This window comes from Cellulosimicrobium sp. CpK407 (assembly GCF_051844275.1).
GTDB classification, from domain to species: domain Bacteria; phylum Actinomycetota; class Actinomycetes; order Actinomycetales; family Cellulomonadaceae; genus Cellulosimicrobium; species Cellulosimicrobium cellulans_G.
In genome coordinates this window covers 1-21099 of the sequence record NZ_JBGNYC010000005.1, presented here as the reverse complement: position 1 = coordinate 21099, position 21099 = coordinate 1, and the positions used below count along the sequence as shown (strand labels likewise).

Genomic DNA, 21099 nt, shown 5'->3' with positions numbered 1-21099 from the left:
GAGCGTCAGCCGGTCCCGGACGGCGCGCCCACGCTGACGCGCGCGAGCTCCTGCGTGCACCGGGTCATCGCGACGTACAGGCCGTTCCCGCCGCGCGGCTCGGCGGCGATGCCGTCGGGGTCGACGACGACGACCGCGTCCCACTCGAGCCCCTTCGCCTCCGAGGTGCTGAGGACGGGAACCCCGCTCACGGCGGCGCCCAGGCGGCCGAGCCGGTCGCGCGGCGCCACGACGCCGACGGAGCCGCCGTCGTACCGCTCCGCGAGACGCGCGACCTCGGCCGCGACCGCCGCACCCAGCGTCGCGTCCGACGCGTCGGCGGGCACGACGACGTCGCGCGGCGCGACCCCCGCGTCGCGCACCGCGCGGGGCGGCGCGTTGCGGCTGCCCGCCGCGCGCAGCACGGGCCCGACGAGCTCCATGACCTCGCGGGGCGTGCGGTAGCAGATCGTCAGGTCCGCGCGGTGCCAGCGCTGCCCGAAGACCGGGCCGACGACGTCCGCCCAGTCCGTGTGACGGTGCGGCGCCTCGGTCTGGTCGACGTCCCCGACGGCGGTCACCGAACGCGTCGGGCAGCGGCGCAGCACCATGTGCCACTGCATGGGCGAGAGCTCCTGCGCCTCGTCGACCACGACGTGCCCGTAGACCCAGTCGCGGCGCGTCGTCGCGCGCTGCGCGAGGAACTCGCCCTGCTCGCCGGGCGCGTCCGGGGTGCCCAGCGCGTCGGCGAGCGCGTCGAGGAGCGGGACGTCGCTCGGTGCGAGACCGACGGGCTCGCCCACCACGAGGCCGACCTCCGCGGCCGAGAGCTCGGGCGCGTGCCGCGCGAGCAGCGCGGCGTCACCCAGCAGGTCCGCGAGCGCCGTGCGCGCGTCCGTGACGGGCCACCAGGCGTCGACGGCGGTCGTGAACCCGGGCTCGCCCGCGAGGTCGTCGCGCAGCCGGTCCAGGTCGTCGTCCGTGAGCTCGCCGTCGACGTCGCCGCCGCGCGCGCCGGTGGTCGGGGCGCGGTCGTCGCGCGCGGCGAGCCCGGCGTCGAGCTTCCCGAGCACGTCCTCGAACCCCTCCTCGACGCGTTCGAGCAGCTCGGCGTGCCGTGCCGCGGCCTCGTCGACGAGCGCGTCGAGCAGGAGGTCGACGGCCCGGCGGCGCGCGGCCAGCACGCTGCGGCCGCCCGCGCGGGCCGCGCGCAGGACCTGTCCGACCCGCGCCGCGTCGAGCGTCAGCGGCTCGCCGTCGAGCCGCACCGTGAGCGCTCGCGCGTCCGGGACCAGGGAGTCGGCGTAGCGCGCCACGACGTCCTGCCACAGCGCGCGGCCCTTGAGCTCGGCGATCTCCCGCGACTCGTCGCGCTCGGGCGCGGCGCCGGGCACGAGCGTGTCGCACGTGGCGGACACGACCGCCGTCTCCCCCAGCGCGGGCAGCACCTGGGCCACGTACTCGAGGAACCGCGACGACGGGCCGAGCAGGAGGACGCCGCGCTCCGCGAGGTGCGGGTGCGTGAACAGCAGGTACGCCACGCGGTGCAGCGCGACGACCGTCTTGCCCGTCCCCGGTCCGCCCTGCACGACGAGCGTCTGCTCGGCCGGGGCGCGCACGATCGCGTCCTGCTCGGCCTGGAGGGTCGCGACCGCGGTGCCCATGCGGCCGGTACGCCGCTCGGACAGGGCGGCGAGCAGCGCGCCCTCGCCGACGAGGCCGTCCTCGTCGTCCGGCCCGGTCGCCGAGCCGTCGAGCGGCTCGTCGTCCACGCCGGTGACGCGGTCGCCCGCGGTCCGCACGTGCCGGCGCCGCGCGAGGCCCTGCGGCTCGCGCGCGGTCGCGGTGTAGAAGGCGCGGGCGCCGTCGGCGCGCCAGTCGAGCACGAGCGGGTCGGCGCCGTCGTCGGGCGCGGCGATCCCGACCCGCCCGACGTGGCGCGTCACGCCCTCGACGGTGTCGACGCGGCCGAACACGAGCCCGCTCTCCGCTCGCTCGAGCTCGGTGCGCCGACGGCGCAGCCCCGCGCGCCGCGAGCGCTCGACGACGTCCTCGGCGCCGGGCCGGTCCGGGTCGACCGGCACGGCGAGCTGGGCGTCCAGCTCGGCGAGGAGCCGGGTGCGGCGCGCGAGCGCGGCGTCGAGGTGCTGCTGCTCCTCCGCGACGGCGTGCGCGGCGGGATCGCGGTGGTCGCGGTGGTCGCGGTGGGTGGTGGCAGACGGGGACGGGGAGGGCTGGACCGGCACGGAACCTCTTCTCGTACGACGTACGGACACGGGCCCAACGCGCCGTCCCGCCCGATTGTTCCCGGAGACCGGGCGCTGTCTCCGGGGCAGCGCGCGCCGCGGTCAGGGCACGCGGGTCGCCCAGAACGCGACCGCCGACGCCGCGGCGACGTTGAGCGAGTCCACTCCCCCGGCCATGGGGATCGTGACGACCCGGTCCGCCGCCGCGATCGCGCCGCGCGACAGCCCGTCGCCCTCCGTGCCGAGCACGAGCGCGAGCCGCTCGGGCGGGTCCGCGACGACGTCGTCGAGGCTCACCGCGTCGTCGGCCAGAGCGAGCGCGGCGACGGTGAAGCCCTCCTCCCGCAGCAGGTCGAGCCCGCCCGGCCAGGTCTCGAAGCGCGTCCACGGGACCTGGAACACCGTGCCCATGCTCACGCGTACCGAGCGGCGGTAGAGCGGGTCCGCGCACCGCGGCGAGACGAGCACGGCGTCCACGCCCAGCGCGGCGGCGGAGCGGAAGATCGCGCCGACGTTCGTGTGGTCGACGATGTCCTCCAGCACGGCGACGCGCCGGGCCCCCGTGCCGCCCCGGGCCTTCGAGAGCAGGTCGGGGACGGACTCCAGCGGCGGGCGGTGCATCGCCGCGAGCGCCCCCCGGTGCAGGTGGAACCCGGTGATCGCCTCGAGGACGTCGGGCGCGCCCACGTACACCGGGACCGGCTCGCCCGTGCCCCCGTGCGCGTCGTCGACCGGCAGGGCGGCGATGTCGTCGGCCAGGTCGTCGAGCCAGCGCGCGGCCATGAGGAACGACCGCGGCCGGTGTCCCGCGGCGAGCGCACGCCGGATGACGGTCGAGCTCTCCGCGATGTAGAGGCCCTTCTCCGGCTCGTGCTTGGACCGCAGCGCGACGTCGGTCAGGCGGTTGTAGTCCGCGAGGCGGTCGTCGGCGGGGTCGGTGACGTGCACGACCCGCAGGTCGGCCCGGGTGCTGGTGTCGCTCACGCGTCGATTCTCCCAGGCGCACCATGCGCGCCGACTCCGGGGTCGCTCCCCACGACCCGACCGTCCTGAGGAACGATCCCGGGTTCGGCACGCCTCGTGCCCGACCGACCACGAGGGCGTGGCGCGGCTCACGGTCCTTCGTCCCTCGCGCGATCCGGGCATCGGGGGTCGAATAGGCACATGGGATCCGCGCCGGACGCTGCACCGACCCCCGCCACCACGGTCTCGTCGACCTCCGCGGGCGCCGGCGAGCCCCCGCTCGCCGCGCCGTGGTCGCGCCCGCCCGACGAGGTCCTGGCCGAGCTCGACACGGACGCGGGCGGCCTCTCGGACGCCGACGCCGCGGCGCGGCTCGCGGAGGTGGGGCCCAACCGGCTGCCCCCGCCGCAGCGCGACCCGCTGTGGAAGCGGATCCTCGTCCATTTCGACGACGTCCTCATCTACATCCTGCTCGTCTCCGCGGTGCTCAAGGCGATCCTCGGCGACTGGGTCGACTTCACGGTCATCCTCGCCGTCGCGGTCATCAACGCGGCGATCGGGTTCATCCAGGAGGGGCGCGCGGAGAGCGCGCTGGAGGGCATCCGCAACATGCTGTCGGTCCACGCGGAGGTCCGGCGCGACGGCGCGTGGGCGCGCGTGGACGCGGACGACGTCGTGCCGGGCGACGTCGTGCGCGTGCGCTCGGGCGACCGCGTGCCCGCGGACGTCCGGCTGATCCAGGCGACGAACCTGCGCGTCGAGGAGTCGGCGCTCACGGGCGAGTCCGTCGCGGCGGCCAAGACGGTCGACGCCGTCGGTGCGGACGCGGGCGTGGGCGACCGGTCGAGCATGCTCTTCTCGAGCACGCTCGTGGCCGCGGGCCAGGGCGTCGGGGTCGTCACCGCGACAGGGACGGCGACCGAGATCGGCCGGATCCAGACCATGATCTCCGAGGTCCGCAGCCTCGCGACGCCGCTCACGCGCCAGCTCGACCGGTTCGGCAAGCTCCTCGCGGTCCTCATCCTCGCGATGGCCGTCGTCATGGTCGTCATCGGCCGGGTCGTGCACGACTTCTCGGTCCCGGAGCTGATCTCGGCGTCGATCGGCTTCGCGGTCGCCGCGGTGCCGGAGGGCCTGCCCGCGCTCGTGACGATCACGCTCGCGCTCGGCGTGCAGCAGATGGCCCGCCGCCGCGCGATCACGCGCAAGCTGCCCGCGGTCGAGACCCTCGGGTCGGTCACGACGATCTGCTCGGACAAGACCGGGACGCTCACCAAGAACGAGATGACGGCGCGCACGGTCCGCACGAGCGGGCGGACGTTCACGGTCGCGGGCGCGGGGTACGCGCCCGTCGGGGACGTGACCGTGCCCGACGACGCGCCCCGCCCGGGGCCGACCGGCGCACCCGGCGCGGCCGGAGACCCGGGCGACGGACCGGCGTCGGGCACGCGGCACGCGGACCTCGCGGACGACCGGGACCTCGCGGCCCTGGCGACCGTCATGATGCTCTGCAACGACGCACGGATCGTGCCCGACGCGTCGGACGCCGACGGCTGGCGGCTCGTGGGCGAGCCGACCGAGGGAGCGCTGCGCACGCTGGGCATGAAGGCCGGCGTCGACCCCACGGGGTGGCGGCGCGTCGCCGTCGTGCCGTTCGAGTCCGAGAACAAGTTCATGGCGACGCTCGACGCGGATCCCGACGGCGGGCTGCACGTGCACGTCAAGGGCGCGCCGGACCGCGTGCTCGACCGGTGCACGACCCAGGTCGGCGCGGACGGCGGCACCGAGCCGCTCGACCGCGCGTTCTGGGACGCGCAGATCGACGCGCTCGGCGGGCGCGGGCTTCGGGTGCTCGCGGCCGCCCGCCGGACCGCCGCGGATGGTACGGAGGACCTCGACGTCGCCGACGTCGCGGACGGCCTCGAGCTGTGCGGGCTCGTCGGCATCGTCGACCCGCCGCGGCCGGAGGCGATCGAGGCCATCGCCGAGTGCCGCGACGCGGGCATCCGCGTGAAGATGATCACGGGCGACCACGCGGGCACGGCCCTCGCGATCGGCCGCGAGATGGGCATCGTGGACGCTCACGACGGGACCGGCGAGAACGTCGCGCCCGCCGTGCTCACCGGCCCCGAGCTCGAGGAGATGAGCACGGAGAAGCTGCGCCAGGTGGTGCGCGACGTCGACGTGTACGCGCGCACGAGCCCCGAGCACAAGATCCGGATCGTCTCCGCGCTGCAGTCGCACGGCGAGGTCGTCGCCATGACGGGCGACGGCGTGAACGACGCCCCCGCCCTCACCCAGGCGGACGTCGGCGTCGCGATGGGCATCAAGGGCACGGAGGCGACCAAGGAGGCCGCGGAGGTCGTGCTCGCCGACGACAACTTCGCGACCATCGAACGGGCCGTGAAGGAGGGGCGGCGGATCTACGACAACATCCGCAAGTCCGTGCTCTTCCTCCTGCCGACCAACGGCGCGCAGTCGCTCGTCATCCTCGTCGCGGTCCTGTTCGGCCTCACGCTGCCGCTCCAGCCGGTCCAGGTCCTGTGGATCAACATGATCACCGCGGTCACGCTGTCGCTCGCGCTCGCGTACGAGAAGGCGGAGCCCGACGTCATGCGCCGGGCCCCGCGCGACCCCAAGGCGTCGATCCTCGACGGCGCGTACGTGCGGCGCATCCTGCTCGTCTCGCTCCTCATCGGCGGCGCGACGATCCTGCTGTTCTACGTCGAGCGGGCCCAGGGCGTCCCGATCGCCGAGGCGCAGACGACCGCCGTGACGATGCTCGCGCTCGGCCAGCTCGCGTACCTGTTCAACTGCCGGTTCCTCGACCGGTCGAGCCTCACGCTCGACGTGCTGCGCGGCAACCGGGTGATCTGGATCTCGGCCGTGACGCTCCTCGCCCTCCAGGCCGTGTTCGTCTACGCGCCGTTCATGCACTCCTGGTTCGACTCGGCCCCCATCGACGTCGTCGAGTGGGGCAAGACGCTCGGGCTCGCGCTCGTCGTCTTCCTGCTCGTCGAGGTCATCAAGTGGGTCGGCCGGCGCTGGACCGCGCGCGACCACGTGCCCGCGCTCGTCGAGCGCCACGACGCCGGTGAGCGCGCCGTCCAGGGGTGAGGCGAGCGAACACGACCCTCCGCTGCACCTCGTAGCTCGTCGCGAAGAGGGCCGCGTCGGTGCCGACCTTCGCCGCGAGGAGCGGCACGCCGAGCCCGGTCAGCAGCGCGAGCAGCCCGTAGCTCGCCGCGAGCAGCACGACCGCGAGCGCCCCGTACCGCACGACGGCGGCGCGCAGCGGGACGTCACGCCCGCCCGCGAACACGAGGCGACGGTTGACGGCGAAGTTCACGCCCGCGCTGAGCAGGCGCGCGCCCACCACGGCCGCGAGGAGCGACCCGGTGAGCGCGTGCAGCACGAGCAGCGCGACGACGTCGACCGCGGCCGACCCCAGCGACGACGCGGCGAACCGCAGCAGCGGTGCCCACACGCGCAGCGAGTCGGCGACGGGCCGGAAGTGGGAGGACGCGTTGTCGTCGAGGTAGACCGTCGCGACGTCCACCTCGACGATCCGGCGGCCCGCGCGGGTCGCGTCGAGGAGCGCGCGCAGCTCGTACTCGTACCGGTCGCCGCGCACGGCGAGCAGGTCGTCGAGCAGGCCCGGCCCGTAGGCGCGCAGCCCGGTCTGGGTGTCGCGCACGCGGGTCCCCGTCGCGGCCGTGAACGCCCAGCGCGTCGCGGCGTTGCCCACGCGGCTGCGCAGCGGGACGTCCCCTGCGAAGCGTCGTGCGCCGAGCACGACGGCGTCGGGCTCGCTCTGCGACCGTGCCGCCACGCGGAGCACGTCGAGGACCGTGTGCTGCCCGTCCGCGTCGGCGCACACGACGCCGTGCCCGGGCAACCGGTCACGCACCCACCGGATCCCAGCGCGCAGGGCGTGGCCCTTCCCGCGGTTCACCGGCACCGCGAGCACGACGGCGCCCAGCGCCCGCACCGCGCGGAACACTCCCCCGCACCGCCGGTCGCTGCCGTCGTCGACCACCACGACCGGCAGCCCGGGGACCGCGGCGCGCAGCGCGTCGACGAGGGCGACGAGGCGCGCGTCCGGCTGGTACGCGGGGACGACGACGGCGGTCCGCGCGGCGTCGGCGCCGAGCGCGGTCGCCGTCGCGTGCGTGGTCGCTGCGGCCATCACGCACCGTCCGCGACGTAGAGCACGTCGGACGTGCCGCGCTCGCGACCCTGCGACGGGCTGTTGACGACCTCGCCGTCGAAGTACAGGGTCGAGGAACCGCCGCCGTCGATGTTGTACGCGGTCGTCGCGCCGAGGCCCTGCAGGATCCCGGCGAGCTCCGTCATGGTCACGCCGCGGGAGTAGCCCTCCTGACGGCCGTCCACGACGACGAGGACGAGGTGGTTCGCGTCGACCACCCCGACGGCCGTGCGCGGCTGCTCCCCCTGGATCGAGTGGTTCCCGACGTTCGTGTCGACCTCGACGTCGTCGATCCCGGCCACGACCTCGCCGTCCTCCACGAGCGCGGGCCCGAACGACAGCGTGTTCCACACCCCGGCGTCGACGAGGCTCTGCGCGTCGGTCGTCGTCTCGTCGTAGACCTCGACGTGGCCGTCGCGGTAGAGCGCGAGGCCCTCGCGCGCGCCCTCGTCCCGGTACACGACGCCGTTGCGGATGACGATGCCGGTGTCGCGGAACCCGTAGTAGTCGCCGTTGATCGCGAGGACGGCGTCGTGGTCGGCGGCGATGTCGGACGTCGTCTCCGTGATGTTCGTGCCGAACGCGTCCTGGGCGAACGCGGAGCGCAGGTCCGTCATGTCGGAGAGCATGACGTCCGCCACGTAGTACGTCACGGTGTCGTCGCCCGAGCCGGTGGTCACCCGGGAGACCGTGATGCTCGTGCCGTCGGACGTGTAGGTGTCGCCGTCGACGGTCGCAGCGCCCGTGGTGGTCTCGGCCGAGGCGCCCGCGCTGTCGTCCGCCGTGGTGCCGTGGTCCGACGTCCCGTCCGCGTCGGCGCTCTGCGACGCCTCGTACGCCGTCACGTCGGCGATCTCGACGTGCTCGACGACGAACCGGTCCAGCGCCCATGCCGTGGCGCCTCCCAGCGGGAGCAGCACGGCGAGCGTCGCGACGAGCGCGGCACGCCATCGTCGTCGGCGCGGGCGCCGGACGGCGGACGGGTCGTGCGGGGTCGGTGCCGGGTCCTGGGTGCTCATGGTCCGTGTCTACGGAACGGGCGTGTGCCGCCCAGGTGGCGCGGCTGTTCGTCGGCTGTGAGGGGTCCGCCCACCGACCGGGCACGTCCCGTGACGGACCTCTCAGCCCGTCGGCTTGCGCCGATCAATACCCCCGGGGGTATTGTCGAGCCATGATCCCCTCGACTCCCGGCTCGACGACCCACCCGTCCGACACCGACGGCCCGCGCCGCATCGTCGTCGTCGGGGGCGTCGCGGGCGGCATGAGCGCCGCCGCGCGCGCCCGTCGCCTCGACGAGCACGCGTCGATCGTGGTGCTCGAGCAGTCCGACCACGTCTCGTTCGCGGGCTGCGGCCTCCCGTACCAGGTGGCGGGCGAGATCGCCGAGCGCGACGCCCTCCTGCTGCACACGCCCGTCTCGCTCCGCGCGAGCCTCGACCTCGACGTGCGGACGCGTCACCGCGTCACCGCGGTCGACCGCGCGGCGCGCACGGTCACCGTCGCCGCCGAGGGCGGGACGTACGAGCTCGACTACGACGCGCTCCTCCTCGCGCCGGGCGCGACCACCGTGCTCCCGCCGGTCGACGGTCTCGACCACCCGGCCGTGCACACGCTGCGGACGGTCGGAGACCTCGACGCGCTCGCCGAGCGGCTCACGGGCCTCGAGGCCGAGGTCGCCGCGGGGCGCACAGCCCCGGTGCGGGCCGTCGTCGTGGGCGCGGGATTCATCGGCCTGGAGGCCGTGGAGGCGCTCGTCGCCCGCGGGCTCGCGGTCGACGTCGTCGAGCGCGCCGACCAGGTGCTGCCGCCGCTCGAGCCGGACCTCGCCCCGCTGCTCGCGGACGAGCTGCGCGACCACGGCGTCGGGCTGCACCTCGGCACCTCCGCGACGGCCGTCGTGCCGCAGCCGACCGGCGCGACCCACGCCGTCGCGATCGAGCTCGCGGACGGCACGACGCTCGACGCGGACGTCGTGCTCGTGAGCGTCGGCGTCCGGCCCGCGAGCGACCTCGCCGCGGCCGCCGGTCTGGCGCTCGGCGAGCGCGGCGCGATCCGCGTCGACGCCGACCAGCGCACGTCCGACCCGCACGTGTGGGCCGTCGGCGACGCCGTCGAGGTGGTGCACGCGGTGACCGGCGCGACGGGTCCCGTCCCGCTCGCCGGCCCGGCCAACCGCCAGGGCCGGCGCGCCGCGGACTCGATGCTGGGCCACCGGACGACGCCGCAGGCGCCCGTGCTCGGCACCGCGATCGTGCGGGTGTTCGGCCTCACCGCCGCGGTCACCGGGCCGAGCCACGCGACGCTGACGTCCGCAGGCGTCGCGCACGAGCAGGTCCGCGTCCACGCGACCCACCACGCGGGCTGGTTCCCCGGGGCGGAGCCCGTGCACCTGACGGCGAGCTTCGCGCCCGACGGCCGCCTGCTCGGCGCCCAGGCCGTGGGCCGTGCCGGGGTGGACAAGCGCATCGACGTCCTCGCGACGGCGCTGCGCGCCGGGCTCGCCGCGGACGACCTCGCCGAGCTCGAGCTCGCGTACGCGCCGCCGTTCGGCGCGGCCAAGGACGTCGTGAACATGCTCGGCTTCGTCGCGCAGAACGTGCTCGACGGCACCATGCCGCAGTGGCACGCGGCCGACCTCGACGAGGTCGTCGCGACGTCGCTCGTGCTCGACGTCCGGTCACGCGCCGAGCACGCCGGCGGACACCTCGACGGCGCCCTCAACGTGCCGCACACCGAGCTGCGCGAGCGGCTCGACGAGGTGCGCGCCGCCGCGGCCGGGCGACCCGTCGCCGTGCACTGCGCGAGCGGCGTGCGCTCCTACCTCGCCACCCGCGTCCTGCTCGCCGCCGGGCTCGACGCGCGCAACCTATCCGGCGGCTGGCTCACCCTGACCACCACGCCGCGCGCCGCGCGCACCCTCGAAGGAGTCCCCGCATGATCGACCGCCTCCGCCGCCTCTTCTCCCGCTCGACCGACGACGGCGCCCTGCGGCCGACCGTCGACGCCACCACGGCGGTGCAGCTCGTCCGGGACGGCGCGACGCTCCTGGACGTGCGCGAGCGCGACGAGTGGCGCGCCGGGCACGCACCCCAGGCCGTGCACGTGCCGCTCGCCGACCTCCCGTCCGCCGCGCCCCGTCGCCTCAGGGACGGCGCGATCGTCGTCGTCGTGTGCGCGTCCGGGATGCGCTCGCGCACCGCGGCCCGGCAGCTCCGCTCGCTCGGCTACGCCGCGACGAGCCTGTCCGGCGGGCTCGGCGCGTGGCAGGCCGCGGGCGGAGCCGTGCGACGCTGATCCTGCACCACCCGACCGCCCCGCCTCGACCGAACCCCGAACCCCCGAACCCCCGAACCCCCGAACCGAGGAGAACACCATGTGCAGTCCCGCCCTGTGCCGCACCTGCGGCAAGACCACCTGGACCGGCTGCGGCATGCACGCCGACGAGGTCATGGCCGAGGTGCCGCCCGAGCAGCGCTGCACCTGCGCCTGACGGCGGCCCTGCCCGGAGCCCGGCAGACCGGGCACCGCGGCAGGCGGCTGCCGAACCTCCCGAGACGAACCACCCCGACGAACGCAGGAGAACGACCGTGGAGCTCGACCGCACCGACATGGACAAGGTCGTCAACCGGCTCAAGCGCGCCCAGGGCCAGCTCGCCGCCGTCGTGCGCATGATCGACGAGGGGCGGGAGTGCGAGGACGTCGTCACGCAGCTCTCGGCCGTGTCGCGCGCGCTCGACCGCGCGGGCTTCGCGATCATCGCGTCCGGCATGCGCCAGTGCCTCACCGAGCCGGCTGAGGACGGCGAGGACCCGACGCTCGACGTCGCGAAGCTCGAGAAGCTGTTCCTCTCGCTCGCCTGAGGGCCCGGGCGGATCACCACCCGGTCGCCGGCCCTCGTCGTCCTCCCAAACCGGCCCGCGCCGGTCCACCCGAGGGTGGCCGGCGCGGGCCGAGCCATGTCAGGCGCCGGCCGGCCGGCCCGCGGGGGCCGCGGCGGCGTCCACCGCGTCGTCCTGCGCCTCGGCGCCGACCGGCGCCGCGAACTGGCTCTCGTACAGTCGCGCGTACGCACCGCCCGCCGCGAGCAGCTCGTCGTGCGAGCCCTGCTCGACGATCGAGCCGTGCTCCATGACGAGGATGGTGTCGGCGTCGCGGATCGTCGACAGACGGTGCGCGATGACGAACGACGTGCGGCCCTCGCGCAGCGCGTTCATCGCCTGCTGCACGAGCACCTCCGTGCGCGTGTCGACCGAGCTCGTCGCCTCGTCGAGGACGAGGATCGCCGGGTCGGCGAGGAAGGCGCGCGCGATGGTGAGGAGCTGCTTCTCCCCCGCGCTCACGCTCGACCCCTCGTCGTCGATCACCGTCGCGTACCCGTCGGGCAGCGTGCGCACGAACGGGTCGACGTGCGTCGCGCGCGTCGCCGCGAGGAACTCCTCCTCGCTCACCTCGCGCCCGTCGCGCACGCCGTACCGCAGGTTCTCCTCGATCGTGCCCTGGAACAGCCACGTGTCCTGGAGCACCATCCCGATGTCGGAGCGCAGGTCGTCGCGCGTCATGTCGCGCGTGTCCACGCCGTCGAGCGTGATCCGGCCCGAGTCCACGTCGTAGAACCGCATGAGCAGGTTGACGAGCGTGGTCTTGCCCGCGCCCGTCGGCCCGACGATCGCGATCGTCTGGCCCGGCTCCACGACGAGGTCGAGGTGCTCGATGAGCGGGGTGTCCGGGCTGTAGGAGAACGACACGTCGTCGAACGCGACGCGACCGCGCACCGGGTCGACCGTCTGCGCCGGCGACGGGTCCGGCGTCTGCTCCTCGGCGTCGAGCAGGTCGTAGACCCGCTCGGCCGACGCGACGCCCGACTGGAGCAGGTTCATCATCGACGCGATCTGCGTGATGGGCTGCGTGAACTGGCGCGAGTACTGGATGAACGCCTGCACGTCGCCGAGCGTCATGGTGCCCGACGCGACGCGCAGACCGCCGACCACGGCGACGATCACGTAGTTGAGGTTCGCGATGAAGCCCATCGCCGGCTGGATGGTGCCGGAGATGAACTGCGCCTTGAAGCTCGCGTCGTACAGGTCGCCGTTCTCGCGCTCGAAGTCGTCGATCGCGGCCTGCTGGTGGCCGTAGACCTTGACCAGCGTGTGCCCGGTGTACATCTCCTCGATGTGAGCGTTGAGGCGCCCCGTGGCAGCCCACTGCTGGATGAACTGCGGCTGCGAGCGCTTGGCGATCTGGGCCGTGACGATCACGGACAGCGGCACCGTCACGAGCGCGACGACCGCGAGCAGCGGCGAGATCCAGAACATCACGCCGAGCACGCCGACCACGGTGAGGACCGACGTCACGAGCTGCGAGAGCGTCTGCGTGAGCGTCTGGGAGATGTTGTCGATGTCGTTCGTAACGCGCGAGAGGATCTCGCCGCGCGCGTTGCGGTCGAAGTACGACAGCGGGAGGCGCCCGAGCTTGGCCTGCACCTCCCCGCGCAGCCGGTAGACGGTGCGCTGCACGACGATCGCCGTGATGCGCCCCTGCAGCCAGCCGAACAGGAACGAGCCGACGTAGACCGCGAGCACCCACGCGAGCACGGTCGCGAGCGCCGTGAAGTCGATGCCCTCGCCCGGGACGAGCCCGGGGACGCCCGAGACGAGGTCCGCGATCTGGTCCTGCCCCTGGGCGCGCAGCGCGTCGACGGCCTGCGCCTGCGTCACGCCCGCGGGGAGCTGGGACCCGACGACGCCCGCGAAGATGATGTTCGTCGCGTTGCCCAGCAGCTTGGGGCCGGCGACCGCGAGCGCCACCGAGACGACGCCGAGGATCACGACGGCGACGATCGGCACGCGCTCGGGCCGCAGCGACGCGGCGAACCGGCGCAGCGAACCCTTGAAGTCGAGCGCCTTCTCGCCGGGCACGCCCATGCCGCCCATGGGGCCGTGCCCACCGCCGCCGCGGGGACGCCCGGCGAGCCGGGTGCGGGCGACGTCGCCGCCCTTCGCGGGAGCGTCGGAACCGGGCGCGGGGGTGTCCCCGCCCGACGGCGCGGGCGTGCGCGAGGCGTCCTGCTCGCCGCTCATGCTGCCTCCTCGATCGAGAGCTGGGAGTAGACGATCTCCTGGTACGTCTCGTTGGACTCGAGGAGCTCGGCGTGCGTGCCGCGGCCGACGATGCGGCCGTGGTCGAGCACGAGGATCTGGTCGGCGCCGCGGATCGTCGCGACGCGCTGCGCGACGACGATCACCGTGGACCGGCGGGTGCGGGGCGCGAGGGCCGCGCGCAGGCGCGCGTCGGTCGCGTAGTCGAGCGCGGAGAACGAGTCGTCGAACAGGTAGACCGCGGGGTCGCGCACGATCGCGCGGGCGATCGCGAGCCGCTGGCGCTGTCCGCCCGAGAAGTTCGTCCCGCCCTGCGCGACGGGCGCGTCGAGCCCGCCGTCCAGCGCCTCGACGAACTCGCGGGCCTGGGCGACGTCGAGCGCCTCCCACATCTGCTCCTCCGTCGCGTCGGGGCGGCCGTACCGGAGGTTGTCCGCGACGGTGCCGGAGAACAGGTACGCCTTCTGCGGCACGAGGCCGAGGAGCGACCCGAGGTCCGCGCCCGTGAGGTCGCGCACGTCGGTCCCGTCGATGCGCACCGACCCGCCCGTGACGTCGAACAGCCGCGGCACGAGGTTGAGCAGCGTCGTCTTGCCGGCGCCGGTCGAGCCGATGATCGCGGTCGTCTGCCCGGGCTCGGCCACGAACGAGACGTCGTGCAGCACCGGGTCCTCCGCTCCCGGGTAGCGGAACTCGACGCCGTCGAGCTCGACGCGCCCGGTCCGCGACGTGAGCGCCACGGGCCGCTCCGGCTCGACGACCGTGGCCGTCGTGCGCAGGACGTCGGTGATGCGCTCGGCGGAGACCGCGGCGCGCGGCACCATCATGAACATCATCGTCGACATCATCACGGCCATGAGGATGTACATGAGGTAGGACAGGAACGCGGTGAGCGCACCGACCTCCATGTCGCCCGCGTCGATCTGGCGCCCGCCGAACCACAGCACCGCGATGCTCGACGCGTTCATGACGAGCATGACGGTCGGGAACATGAGCGCCATGAGCTTGCCCGCCTTGAGCGAGACGTCGAACAGCGCGTCGTTCGCGACGTCGAACCGCTCGGCCTCGTGCCGCTCGCGCACGAACGCGCGGATCACGCGGATGCCCGTGATCTGCTCGCGCAGGACGGCGTTGATGCCGTCGATCTTCTTCTGCATCTGCCGGAAGTACGGGACCATCCGCCAGATGATCAGACCCACGCTCACGCCGAGCACCGGCACGATGACGAGGAGCAGGCCGGAGAGCTCGACGTTCTCCTGCAGGGCCATGACCACGCCGCCGACGAGCATGATCGGCGCCATGACCATGATCGTCAGGGACAGCAGCACGAGCATCTGCACCTGCTGCACGTCGTTCGTCGTACGCGTGATGAGGGACGGCGCGCCGAACTGGCCCATCTCCTGGGCGGAGAAGCGCTGCACGTTGGTGAACAGGCCGGCGCGCACGTCGCGGCCGAACGACATCGCGACCCGCGCACCGAAGTACACGGCCCCGACCGCGCACACGACCTGCCCGAGGCTCACGAGGAGCATCAGGCCGCCGGTGCGCATGATGTAGGCGGTGTCGCCCTGCGTGACGCCCTGGTCGATGATGTCGGCGTTGAGGCTCGGGAGGTACAGCGACGCGAGCGTCGCCACGAGCTGGAGCCCGAGGAGGATGAGGATGGGTGTCAGGTAAGGACGCAACCGCGTCTTCAAGAGGCTGACGAGCATGGGTTTCCTGTCCGGGTGGGGGGCTACGGGACGGAGGGTCGGGCCGGTGGACGCTCCCGGGCGCACCGGGGGCTCGAACCGTGCGGCGGGCCGGGCGAGGGCCGCCGCAGGGCGCGGGCGGCGCGCCCCTCAGGGCGAGGGGTCGGTGGTGACGTCCGCTCCGATGCCGCCCAGGATCAGGTCGGCGAGCTGCACGGCGTCGAGCCTGTCACCGCCGGACAGGTGCGGCAAGGCGTTTCCGAAGACGAGGGAGAAGACGGCGCGCGCCGCGAGCCCCGGGTCCACGCGCAGCTCCGCGCGGTGGGCGACGAGCGTGCGCTCGATCGCCCCGACGATCTCGCGCGCGGAGCGTTCGCGCGCGTCGAACCCCGCCCGTCGCGCGTCCGGGCCGTGCCCGGCATGCATCCGCCGCACGGTGTCAGCCCGGTCCTGCCGCTCGGTCCGCGGGTCGCCGGCCCCGGCCCCGTGCGCGCCGCCACGGTGGGGGTCGAGCACCTGGTGGGCCGCGGCGAAGATCCGCATCCCGACGCGCTGCGCCTCGAGCAGGAACTCGACGATGCTCACCACGAGCGGGCGCAGACCGTCGTCGTCGGGGAGCCCGGTGATCGCGGCGACCGCGGGCGCCGGGTCGAGCGAGCGCACGACGGCGGCGTGCAGGATCTCGTCCTTGTCGGCGAACGCGCGGAACAGCGTCCCCTCGGCCACCCCGGCGGCGTCCGCGATCTGCCGGGTCGTCACGGCGGCGCCGTGCTGGACGAGCAGCGGGATCGTCGCGGCCGCGATCGCGTCGCGCCGCTCCTCGCGCGAGAGCGGGCGGGCACGCGTGCGCTCCGGAGCGGGCGCGTCGGGCGACGCGTCGGGCGACGCGTCGGGCGTCGCGTCGGGCGACGTGCCGGGGGGCGCGTCCGACGGGGAAGGGAGCGGTGTCACAAGGGCGACGCTAACTGAGTGAGCACTCACTCGCAATGCCGTCCGCTCACGGCGGAACCCCGTACCGACGACACGCCCCTGCTGCGACGCGCGAGAGCCCCGCACCGGGAAGGTGCGGGGCTCTGCGGTACGGACCCAGCGTCCGCCGGGGGTCACCCGCAGGGTGCCGACGACGCGGGCGTCAGCGTCGCGGTGCCGTCGGCGACGGCGTCACCGTGCGACGTCGACCCCGGAGGTCAGCGGTGCGGCGGGAACGACGGCGGCTGGTCGCCGGACGGCGGCTCGTCCGCCCCGGGCGCGTCCTCCACGGGCGGCGGCGGGGGTGGCGCGTACTGCGCGGGGCCCCCGAGCGGGCGCGGCGTCGCGGCACCCGGCTCCGGCGGGCCCGCGCGGTGCTCGCCGGCGCCGCCCGGGTGCTGGCCGCGCTCGGTCTGCGGGTCGAACGGGAGACCGGAGCGCGTGCCTGCGCTCGTGGCGTCCGCGGTGGCCGCCTCGGCCTGACGACGTGCCTCGGCCAGCGCCTCCGACGGGTCGGTGAGGGACGGCACGCCGAACTTCACACGGTCGCGCTCGCGCTCGCGGCGCGCCTCGGCGCTCGCCTCGGCCGCCTCCGCGTCCTCGGCGGGCGTCGCGCTCGGCACTCCCCCGCCGTCGATCCCGGGCACGCCGCCGAAGCCCTTGGCGATGGACCCGAGCGCGGCCGTGAACTCCGTCGGCACGACCCACAGCTTGCTCGCGCTGCCGTTCGCGATCTGCGGGAGCATCTGGAGGTACTGGTACGCGAGCAGCTTGGGGTCGGCGTCGCCCTCGTGGATGGCGTCGAACACCTGGAGGATCGCGCGCGCCTCGCCCTCGGCCGTGAGGATCTTCGACTGCGCGTCACCCTCGGCCCGGAGGATCGCCGCCTGCTTCTCGCCCTCGGCCGTGAGGATCTGCGACTGCTTGACACCCTCCGCGGTGAGGATCGCCGCACGACGGTCACGCTCGGCGCGCATCTGTTGCTCCATCGAGCCCTGCACGCTCGGCGGCGGGTCGATCGACTTGAGCTCGACGCGGTTGACGCGGATGCCCCAACGCCCGGTGGCCTCGTCGAGCACGCCGCGGAGCTGGCCGTTGATCTGGTCGCGGCTCGTGAGCGTCTGCTCGAGGTCCATCGAACCGATGACGTTGCGCAGGGTCGTGACGGTGAGCTGCTCGATCGCCGTGATGTAGTTCGCGATCTCGTAGACCGCCGACTTGGGCTCCGTGACCTGGAAGTAGATCACCGTGTCGATGCTGACCACGAGGTTGTCCGAGGTGATCACGGGCTGCGGCGGGAACGAGACGACCTGCTCGCGCAGGTCGACCGAGGCGCGCACGCGGTCGATGAACGGCACCAGCAGGTGCAGGCCCGGCTCGAGCGTGCGCGAGTACCGGCCCAGGCGCTCGACGATGATCGCGACCGCCTGCGGCACGATGCGCACCGCCTTGACAAGCGCGACGACCACGAAGATCAGGATCAGCGCGAGGACGACGTACGCGAGGATCGTTCCGGGACTGGGGTCGTTCATCGACTACCTCCTGGTCGGCGGCGCGACCGGTCGCCCGGCGGCGCGGTGCGGGTCGTGCCGGTCGGTCACGACCCGGTCGGGTGCTGGGCGGGCAGCGGCGCGACGACGGCCGTCGCGCCGTCGATCCGGACGACGCGCACCTCCGTCCCCACCGGGATCTGGGGGGCGTCGGGCTCGGTCCGCGCGGTCCAGACCTCGCCGACGAGCTTCACGCGGCCGCCGAACTCGCTCACGCGGTCGACGGCGAGCGCCGTCCGGCCGACGTGGGCGGCGACGTTCGTCTCCGTGAGCGGCACCCGCGAGCGCAGGTGGCGCAGGAGCCACGGCCGCAGCGTGAGCAGCAGGATGGCGCTCACGACCGCGAACGCCACGATCTGCAGCCACAACGGCCCGCCGGCAGCGTTGACGCCGGCCGCGGCGAGCGAGCCGCCGGCCAGCATGATGAGCACCAGGTCGAGCGAGATGATCTCCACGAGAGCGAGGAGAAGCGCCGCTCCGACCCACCACAGCCAGTCCATCTCGACCCCCGTTCCCACGTGCGCGCTTTACGTGTACTTTACCGAACTTCCGCCCGCCGTGCACGCGTCCCCGCGCAGGTGCGCGACGCGTGCGTCACACCCGTGCGGCGCGCGCCATCCAGCGCCCACCCCCGTGCGCGACGAGGAGCGGCAGGCCGAACGCGTCGCTGAGGTTCTCGGCCGTGAGGACCTCCTCGACCGGGCCGGCCGTGTGCACGACACCGTCCTTGAGCAGCAGCAGGTGCGTGAACCCGGGCGGGATCTCCTCGACGTGGTGCGTGACGAGCACGAGCACGGGAGACGCCGGGTCGCCTGCGAGCTCGGACAGCGCGCCGACCAGCTCCTCGCGCCCGCCGAGGTCGAGCCCGGCGGCCGGCTCGTCGAGGAGCAGGAGCTCGGGGTCGGTCATGAGCGACCGCGCGATCTGGGTGCGCTTGCGCTCGCCCTCCGAGAGGGTGCCGAACAGGCGGTCCGCCAGGTGGTCGACGCCGAACGCCGCGAGCAGGTCGCTCGCGCGCTCCGCGTCGAACTCCTCGTACTCCTCGCGCCAGCGGCCGGTGACGCCGTACGCGGCCGTCAGGACGACGTCGCGCACCGTCTCGTCGCCCGGGATCCGCTCGGCCAGCGCCGCGGAGGCGAGGCCGATGCGCGGGCGCAGCTCGAAGACGTCGACGCGGCCGAGCCGCTCGCCGAGGATGTCCGCCGTGCCCGCGGTGGGGTGCATGCGCGCGGACGCGATCTGCAGCAGGGTCGTCTTGCCGGCGCCGTTGCGGCCCAGCACGACCCACCGCTCGCCCTCGTTCACCTGCCAGTCCACCGCGTCGAGGATGGTCTTGGTGTCACGGCGGACCGTGACGCCCTTCAGGTCGAGAACCGCGCTCATGGTCACCGACCCTATAGGTTGGCCGACGTGGTCTCACACTCGTCCGAGGGCCCGCACGACGCGACCGGCCCGGGTTCCGGTCCCGGCTCCGCGTCCAGCACCGGCGCCCTCCCCCGCAGCGCGCTCCTCGCGCTCTGGCTGCGCGCGGCGCGCCTGGGCGACGACGACGGGCTGGCCCGCCTGCTCCGCGCCGTGCAGCGCGACGACGAGCCGCACGTCGTGTCCGGGGCGCTGGGCGACCTCCGCCTGGAGGACCTGGCCGGGGCGTGGGCCGGCGACGCGCGCGAGGTCGTCGCGCTGGCTCCGGTCCCCGGCGACGTCGCCGGCGTCCCGCCGGAGGCCGCCGCGCGCGCGACCGACGCCGGAGAGTGCGTCGTGGTCACCACGTCGTCCGGCTCGTGGGCGCTCGTCCCGGAGGTCACCGAGTTCGGCAGCGACCTCGAGCCGGGCCACCTCGTGACGTGGCACGTGACGTCGGTGGGACCGTGGAGCACGCGCGCCCTCGGCGCGCTCGGCTCGCTCGCGGAGGCCGAGCGCGACCTGCGCACCGCGCTGCTCCTCGCGACCCGCGCGCTCGACGAGCTCGACGTCGCGCGCTGGCGCGACGACGCCGCCGGCGCCCTCGCGGACCTGCGCGCGGGCGGCGTCCCCGCCTGGCAGCTCCCCGCGTCCGTCCCGCCGCGCGCCGTCCAGGTGCTCACCCAGGCCGCCCGCCTGCGCGCCATCGTCGACCTGGCCACCGCCGACGACGGCGGGTCCGTCAACCTCTGGCAGGCCGACCAGCGCTCCACCGCCCTGCGCGAGGTCGACCGCGCCTCCCGCCACGCCCTCGGCGCCGCCACCCTCTGGATCGCCGCCTCCTGACGCTCCGCGAGATCGACCCGTGCGTTGTGAGATCGACCCCCAGAGGGTCGATCTCGAACGTTGGGGTCGATCTCACGAGGGTGCGGCGCCCGGGCACGCAGGCCCAGGGTGCGTTGATCGATGTGGTGCTGCGGGGCTGAAAGTCGTTGCGGTCCATCCCGATAGAGTTGAGGGCGTGCGCGAGGAGCATCTGTTCGGTATCCACCTCTACCCGGCGACGGTGAGAACGGACGTCGTTTCCGGGGCTCGCGAGATCGGCAGTGTCCACGACGGAGAGTTTCTGGTCATGGAGGACAGCGACGGGACGACATCGGTGTGCGATGTCGCGACAGGCGAGTGTTCCCCGCTCAACCGCGACCGAAGGGCCACCGAGGGCTTCCTGGAGGCCTTCGCGGAGTATCTCGGCTCCGGGCCGCCTGCCCCGACACCGGTGACGATGACGGCTGAACAGGCCGCGGAGCGTCTTCGTGCATTCCAGGAGGGGCAGGTTCCTCCTCGCGTCCTCCCAGCACGCAACGGCCTCTCTCACCGCACACGGCTGAGGAAGCTCCGAAAGCGGCTGCACGCGATCGATCGCACCGCGACCGGGCCGGACTCATGGTGGAGCGGCCCCATCGAAGAGGCGGAGAACGACCTGCTCTGAGGTGCGTCACAGTGAGATGGTGCGTCGCCAGGTCGAGGTGGCGGCGAGGGCGATCGCGGCACGGCGGTTGCGGGCGGGCCCGTCGGTTCGCATCGCATGCCGGGCCACCGCTTGAGCTCGTTGACGTAGCGCTCGACGACGTTCCGGTCGCGGTAGCGGACCTGCTGCTGGCGCCGACGTCGATCGGCCGTCCGGGCCTCTGCGATGGGGCCGCGGGTGGGTGGCCGCGTCAGTCGGGCAGGTCGTCGGTGACGAGGCGGGAGCGGGCCTCGTAGACGCGCAGCGGGTCGGCGGTGCTGGTGGTGGTCGCGGTGCCGGTGACGTCGGTCCAGGTGGTGGTGCCGGTGATGCGGAACTGCCCGGACCAGGTCGTGGTGAGCGTGATCTGGACCTGCTCGGCGGGTTGGTCGTAGGTGTGCGCGACGGTGTGGTGCGGGTAGGCGGCGCCGGGGTCGGTCGTGGAGACCGGGGTGGTGCCGTCGCCGTAGTCCCAGGCGTACGAGCGC

The 21099-nt window shown here is 74.2% G+C and carries 16 protein-coding genes and 1 pseudogene; 6 read left to right on the top strand and 11 right to left on the bottom strand.

The annotated features are described in order from the left end of the window. Positions 1–5 precede the first annotated feature (5 nt). Both ABWU78_RS03635 and ABWU78_RS03630 read right to left on the bottom strand, forming a co-directional pair. The gene (locus tag ABWU78_RS03635) at positions 6–2225 is read right to left on the bottom strand and encodes a HelD family protein (RefSeq protein ID WP_439157572.1); all 2220 of its coding nucleotides are present in this window, start codon (positions 2223–2225) and stop codon (positions 6–8) included. 102 nt (positions 2226–2327) lie between these two features. After that, positions 2328–3209, bottom strand: a complete 882-nt coding sequence (locus ABWU78_RS03630) for a TrmH family RNA methyltransferase (protein ID WP_439157571.1) — start codon at positions 3207–3209, stop codon at positions 2328–2330. A gap of 180 nt (positions 3210–3389) precedes the next feature. Here ABWU78_RS03630 and ABWU78_RS03625 point away from each other — a divergent pair, with 180 nt between their 5' ends. Then, the gene (locus tag ABWU78_RS03625; protein ID WP_439157570.1) at positions 3390–6305 is read left to right on the top strand and encodes a cation-translocating P-type ATPase; all 2916 of its coding nucleotides are present in this window, start codon (positions 3390–3392) and stop codon (positions 6303–6305) included. Here the strand turns inward: ABWU78_RS03625 and ABWU78_RS03620 are convergent. Both ABWU78_RS03620 and ABWU78_RS03615 read right to left on the bottom strand, forming a co-directional pair. Then, a complete protein-coding gene (locus tag ABWU78_RS03620) occupies positions 6214–7377 on the bottom strand; it encodes a glycosyltransferase (RefSeq protein WP_253049928.1) in 1164 nt (387 codons plus the stop codon). The two genes, ABWU78_RS03625 and ABWU78_RS03620, sit on opposite strands and share 92 nt — an antisense overlap. Next, positions 7377–8417 (bottom strand): phosphodiester glycosidase family protein, encoded by a 1041-nt coding sequence (locus ABWU78_RS03615; protein ID WP_439157569.1) that lies wholly within the window; start codon positions 8415–8417, stop codon positions 7377–7379. Before ABWU78_RS03615 ends, ABWU78_RS03620 begins: the two co-directional genes overlap by 1 nt. 152 nt (positions 8418–8569) lie before the next feature. On the opposite strand from ABWU78_RS03615, the gene ABWU78_RS03610 reads away from it, so the two are divergent. The 3 genes from ABWU78_RS03610 (at position 8570) to ABWU78_RS03600 (ending at position 11258) form a co-directional block, all read left to right on the top strand. Beyond that, on the top strand, positions 8570–10336 hold the full coding sequence (locus ABWU78_RS03610; protein ID WP_439157568.1) for an FAD-dependent oxidoreductase: 1767 nt from the start codon (positions 8570–8572) through the stop codon (positions 10334–10336). Beyond that, the gene (locus ABWU78_RS03605) at positions 10333–10692 is read left to right on the top strand and encodes a rhodanese-like domain-containing protein (RefSeq protein ID WP_439157567.1); all 360 of its coding nucleotides are present in this window, start codon (positions 10333–10335) and stop codon (positions 10690–10692) included. The genes ABWU78_RS03610 and ABWU78_RS03605 overlap by 4 nt, the downstream gene beginning before the upstream one ends. Positions 10693–10985: 293 nt before the next feature. Continuing rightward, positions 10986–11258, top strand: a complete 273-nt coding sequence (locus ABWU78_RS03600; protein WP_253049936.1) for a metal-sensitive transcriptional regulator — start codon at positions 10986–10988, stop codon at positions 11256–11258. A gap of 99 nt (positions 11259–11357) precedes the next feature. Here ABWU78_RS03600 and ABWU78_RS03595 read toward each other — a convergent pair whose 3' ends face one another. From ABWU78_RS03595 to ABWU78_RS03570, 6 genes are all read right to left on the bottom strand, one after another. Further along, positions 11358–13475 carry an ABC transporter ATP-binding protein gene (locus ABWU78_RS03595; RefSeq protein WP_439157566.1) on the bottom strand — a complete coding sequence of 706 codons (2118 nt, stop codon included), beginning with the start codon at positions 13473–13475 and terminating at the stop codon, positions 11358–11360. After that, positions 13472–15205: an ABC transporter ATP-binding protein gene (locus ABWU78_RS03590; RefSeq protein WP_439157565.1), complete on the bottom strand. Its 1734-nt coding sequence runs from the start codon at positions 15203–15205 to the stop codon at positions 13472–13474. The genes ABWU78_RS03595 and ABWU78_RS03590 overlap by 4 nt, the downstream gene beginning before the upstream one ends. Positions 15206–15334: 129 nt before the next feature. After that, on the bottom strand, positions 15335–16135 hold the full coding sequence (locus tag ABWU78_RS03585) for a TetR/AcrR family transcriptional regulator (protein WP_439157564.1): 801 nt from the start codon (positions 16133–16135) through the stop codon (positions 15335–15337). 236 nt (positions 16136–16371) lie between these two features. After that, complete coding sequence (locus ABWU78_RS03580; protein WP_439157563.1) at positions 16372–17685, bottom strand: SPFH domain-containing protein; 1314 nt, start codon at positions 17683–17685, stop codon at positions 16372–16374. 65 nt (positions 17686–17750) lie between these two features. After that, entirely contained in the window at positions 17751–18221 is a 471-nt protein-coding gene (locus ABWU78_RS03575; protein WP_375824889.1) for an NfeD family protein, read from the bottom strand. A gap of 76 nt (positions 18222–18297) precedes the next feature. Next, positions 18298–19086 (bottom strand): ABC transporter ATP-binding protein, encoded by a 789-nt coding sequence (locus tag ABWU78_RS03570; RefSeq protein ID WP_253049946.1) that lies wholly within the window; start codon positions 19084–19086, stop codon positions 18298–18300. A gap of 27 nt (positions 19087–19113) precedes the next feature. Here ABWU78_RS03570 and ABWU78_RS03565 point away from each other — a divergent pair, with 27 nt between their 5' ends. Continuing rightward, positions 19114–19950, top strand: a complete 837-nt coding sequence (locus tag ABWU78_RS03565) for a hypothetical protein (RefSeq protein WP_439157562.1) — start codon at positions 19114–19116, stop codon at positions 19948–19950. Positions 19951–20125: 175 nt separating this feature from the next. Beyond that, the gene (locus ABWU78_RS03560) at positions 20126–20593 is read left to right on the top strand and encodes a hypothetical protein (RefSeq protein WP_253049950.1); all 468 of its coding nucleotides are present in this window, start codon (positions 20126–20128) and stop codon (positions 20591–20593) included. Between the two features lie 229 nt (positions 20594–20822). Here ABWU78_RS03560 and ABWU78_RS03555 read toward each other — a convergent pair. Beyond that, positions 20823–21099, bottom strand: a pseudogene (locus ABWU78_RS03555) (PKD domain-containing protein); the annotation flags it as partial.